At 71.2% G+C, this 4,049-nt stretch carries 3 protein-coding genes; 2 read left to right on the top strand and 1 reads right to left on the bottom strand.

The genetic code is table 11. The features are described from left to right. Positions 1-2,434, top strand: a 2,434-nt coding sequence (locus ACIQ3R_RS16115; RefSeq protein ID WP_397419873.1) for an indolepyruvate ferredoxin oxidoreductase family protein, incomplete at its 5' end; no start/stop codon positions are given. Between the two features lie 9 nt (positions 2,435-2,443). Here ACIQ3R_RS16115 and ACIQ3R_RS16110 read toward each other — a convergent pair. Next, positions 2,444-3,115: a spermidine synthase gene (locus tag ACIQ3R_RS16110; RefSeq protein ID WP_397419872.1), complete on the bottom strand. Its 672-nt coding sequence runs from the start codon at positions 3,113-3,115 to the stop codon at positions 2,444-2,446. A gap of 152 nt (positions 3,116-3,267) precedes the next feature. Here ACIQ3R_RS16110 and ACIQ3R_RS16105 point away from each other — a divergent pair. Then, positions 3,268-4,049: aldo/keto reductase (locus ACIQ3R_RS16105; RefSeq protein WP_397419871.1), on the top strand; the 782-nt coding region annotated here is incomplete at its 3' end.

Raw genomic sequence — 4,049 nt, 5'->3', positions numbered from 1 at the left:
CGCCGGGCTCGAGACCCTGATGGTGGTCGAGCACAAGCGGCCGCTGATCGAGATGCAGGCCCGCGCGGCGCTCTACGACCTCCCGGCCCATGCCCGGCCGCGGGTGATCGGCAAGACCGACGAGGCCGGCGCCCCGCTGCTCTCGGAACTCACCGCGCTCTCGGTGGCCGAGATCGCGCTGGCGATCGCCGACCGCCTGCCCGCCGGCGAACACATGGGCCGGGTCTATGACTATCTCAGCCGGGTCTCAGCCGCTTCGATGGCGGCGGTGACGCTCTCGGCCGACCAGCAGCGCAAGCCCTTCTTCTGCTCGGGCTGCCCGCACAACACCTCGACCCGCCTGCCGGAGGGCAGCCGCGCGCTGGCCGGCATCGGCTGTCACTACATGGCCAGCTTCGGCGACCCGGCCACCGACCTGCACAGCCAGATGGGCGGCGAGGGACTGGCCTGGATCGGCGCGGCGCCCTTCACCGACGAGCGCCATGTGTTCGTGAACCTGGGCGACGGCACCTACAATCACTCCGGCTCGCTGGCGATCCGCGCGGCGATCGCGGCCAAGGCGACGCTGACCTACAAGCTCTTGTTCAACGACGCCGTGGCCATGACCGGCGGTCAGCGCGCCGAGAGCGGCTTCACCGTGCCCCAGATCACCCGGCAGCTGGCCGCCGAGGGCGTGGCCAGGACCGTCATCGTCGCCGCCGAGCCGGAGCGCTACGCCCAGGTCTCCGACCTCGCGCCGGGCGTGGAGGTGAAGCCCCGCAGCGAGCTGATGGCCGTGCAACGCACGCTGCGCGAGACGCCCGGCGTCACCGTGCTGATCTACGATCAGGTCTGCGCCACCGAGAAGCGCCGCCGCCGCAAACGCGGGACGATGGCCAGGGCCCCGGCCCGGGTGATGATCAACCCGCTGGTCTGCGAGGGCTGCGGCGACTGCTCGCGGGCTTCGAACTGCGTGTCGGTGGAGCCGCTGGAAACGGCGTTCGGGCGCAAGCGCAAGATCAACGCCTCGACCTGCAATCAGGACTACACCTGCCTCGACGGCTTCTGCCCCTCGTTCATCACCATCGAGGGCGCCGAGCCCGCGCCGCGCGCCGCACCCCCCGCGCTCACGGCCGAGGCTACGCCGCTGCCGGCCTTCGAACCGCTGGAGGGCGTGCGCAACATCGTCTTCACCGGCGTCGGCGGCACGGGCGTGACCACGGTCGCCTCGATCCTCGCCATGGCCGCCCACGTCGATGGCCGCGCAGCCTCGGCGGTCGACATGACGGGCCTGGCCCAGAAGGGCGGCGCGGTCTTCAGTCATGTGCGGATCGGCGAGACCGAGACAAGCGTGGTCGGCGGACGCACACCGGCGGCCAGCGCCCACGTGCTGATCGCCTGCGATGTCCTCTCGGCCGCCGGCCCGGACGCCATGGCCCTCTATGCGCGCGATCGGACCGTCGCCGTCGGCAATGCCGACCTCGCGCCGACCGCAGACTTCGTCACCGACCGCGACGTGCGCTTCGACGCGGACGAACAGGGCCGCCGCATCGCCGCGGCGACCCGGAGCTGGGTCTCCGCGCCCGCCACGCACCTGGCCGAGAGCCGCATGGGCGACGCGATCTACGCCAACATGATCATGCTGGGCTTCGCCTGGCAGCAGGGGGTGATCCCGGTCTCCAGCCGCGCCCTCTACCGCGCCATCCGAATGAATGGGGTGGAGGCCGACGCCAATCTCCAGGCCTTCGAGCTCGGCCGCCGCTTCGCGCACGCGCCGGCCTCGCTGGCCGACGAGGACGATGCGCCCGCGGAGACGCAATCGATCATGAGCCTCGACGCGCTGATCGATCATCGGGCCCAGGACCTCGCCGCCTATCAGAACGCCGCCTACGCTGAACGATTCCAGACCCGCATCACGCGCCTGCGCGCCGCCGAGGCGGCGCTGGGCTCGGAGGCCGTGACCCGCGAGGCGGCGATCAGCCTGCATCGGCTGATGGCCTACAAGGACGAGTACGAGGTGGCCCGCCTCCACTCCGACGGCCGCTTCGCCGCCTATCGCGCCGAAACCTGGAAGGGCGGCAAGGCCAAGGTCTGGCTCGCCCCGCCGCTGATCGCGAGAAAGGGCCCCGACGGCAAGCCGCGGAAGCTGGCCTTCGCACCCTGGGTGCTGACCGCCGCCTTCCCGCTGCTGGCCCGCCTTAAGAGCCTGCGCGGTTCGCCCCTCGATCCGTTCGGCGCGACGGCGGAGCGGCGCATGGAGCGCGGCCTGATCACCGCCTTCGAAGCCGAAGTCGATCGTCTCGCCACCGAACTCAACGAGGCTCGCCTGCCCCTCGCCCTTGGCATCGCCAAAGCGCCCCAGGCCATCCGCGGCTTCGGCCACGTTAAGGAAGCGTCGGTCGGTCCGGCGCGGGCGGAGTCGGCCCGGCTGTGGAGCGAGTGGACGGCGGCTTAGGCGCGCGCCCTACCGCGCCACGCCCACCCAGATGATGTGGCGGGGCCCCTTGCCGGACGGGCTGGCGCCGACCCGCACCTCGTCCACCGCGAACCCGGCGCGGCGCATGCGACCGGCGAAGGCCGGGTCGGGCCCGGCGGACCAGACAGCCAGAACGCCGCCATGTCGCACCGCCTTGCGCAGGATCGCCAGACCGCCCGGCGTATAGAGACGATCATTGGCCTCGCGGTTCAGGCCGTCCGGACCGTTGTCGGTATCCATCAGGATGGCGTCGTAGGGCGGTTTGGCGTCGGCCAGCAGCAGGGCCACATCGGTCTGGCGCAGGATCAGGCGGCGGTCGCCCAGCGCGCCGTTGTAGAGGTGCGCCAGCGGCCCCTTGGCCCAGGCGATCACCTGGGGGACCAGCTCGGCCACCGTGATCTGGGCGTCCTTCGGCAAGGCGGCGAGCGCCGCGCGCAGGGTGAAGCCCATCCCGAGGCCGCCGATCAGCATGCGCGGCGCCTTGCTGTCCTTGATCTTGGCCCAGGCCAGGTTGGCGAGCGCGACTTCCGAGCCGTAGAGGCGGCTGTTCATCAGCTCGAACCCGCCCGACATGATCGAGAAGTCCTGCCCGCGCTGCATCAGCTTGAGTTCGCCGCCGCCGGGGATCTGCGCCGTGTCGAGGTGTATCCAGGGGTTCATGGACGCTGTCTTGGACGCGAACGCCGTCGCGCACACCCCCTTTCGCGTCGTCTCGAGGTCGGAGCCCCTTGATCGCGCACCCTACGGCGCCTTGACGGCGCGCCATCAGGATCGTCTCTCCAGCCTCTCGCAACCCCAGGCCAGGCCCACAGATGCAGTCACGACGGATCGCGGATTTCGAGGTCTCGGCCATCGGGCTGGGCTGCATGGGCCTGAGTTCGGGTTACGGTCCGCCCACGCCGCGGGATCAGGCCGAGGCTGTGCTGCTGGGCGCGCTCGACGCCGGCTACACCTTCTTTGACACCGCCGCCGTCTACGGCCTGGGCCACAACGAGACCCTGGTGGGCGAGGTGCTGGGCCCGCATCGCGACCGCATCGTGCTGGCATCCAAGTGCGGGATCACCGACGCCACCGGAACCCAGCGCGCGCTCGACGGGCGGCCGGAGACGATCCGGGCAGTCTGCGAGGTGAGCCTGAAGCGGCTCGGCGTTGATGTGATTGATCTCTACTACCTCCACCGCTGGGACCAGAAGGTCCCGATCGAGGAGAGCGTCGGCGCGCTGGCGGGCCTCGTGAAGGCCGGGAAGATCCGCGCGATCGGGCTCTCGGAAGTCTCCGCGCCGACCCTGCGCCGGGCGCATGCCGAGCACCCCATCGCCGCACTGCAGACCGAATACTCGCCCTGGACCCGCAACCCCGAGATTGCGGTGCTCGACGCCTGCCGTGAACTGGGCGTGACGTTCGTCGCCTTCTCGCCGGTGGCGCGTGGGTTTCTGGCCGGCGGGGTCCGCAAGCCGGAGTACGTCGCCGGCGACATGCGCGGCTCGATGCCCCGGTTCGCCGGCCCGGCCTTCGAGGCCAACCTGGCGCTCCTGGCCCGCTTCGAGGCCCTTGCCACCGAGGCCCGCTGCACCCCGGCGCAGCTGTGCCTCGC

It is taken from the genome of Phenylobacterium sp., assembly GCF_044371015.1.
Classification (GTDB): domain Bacteria; phylum Pseudomonadota; class Alphaproteobacteria; order Caulobacterales; family Caulobacteraceae; genus Phenylobacterium.
This window is presented reverse-complemented; position numbering and strand designations above follow the sequence as displayed.

Excerpts from the sequence above, each read along its gene's own strand:
- ACIQ3R_RS16110 (WP_397419872.1), bottom strand. The coding sequence starts at position 3,115 with ATGAACCCCTGGATACACCTCGACACGGCGCAGATCCCCGGCGGCGGC.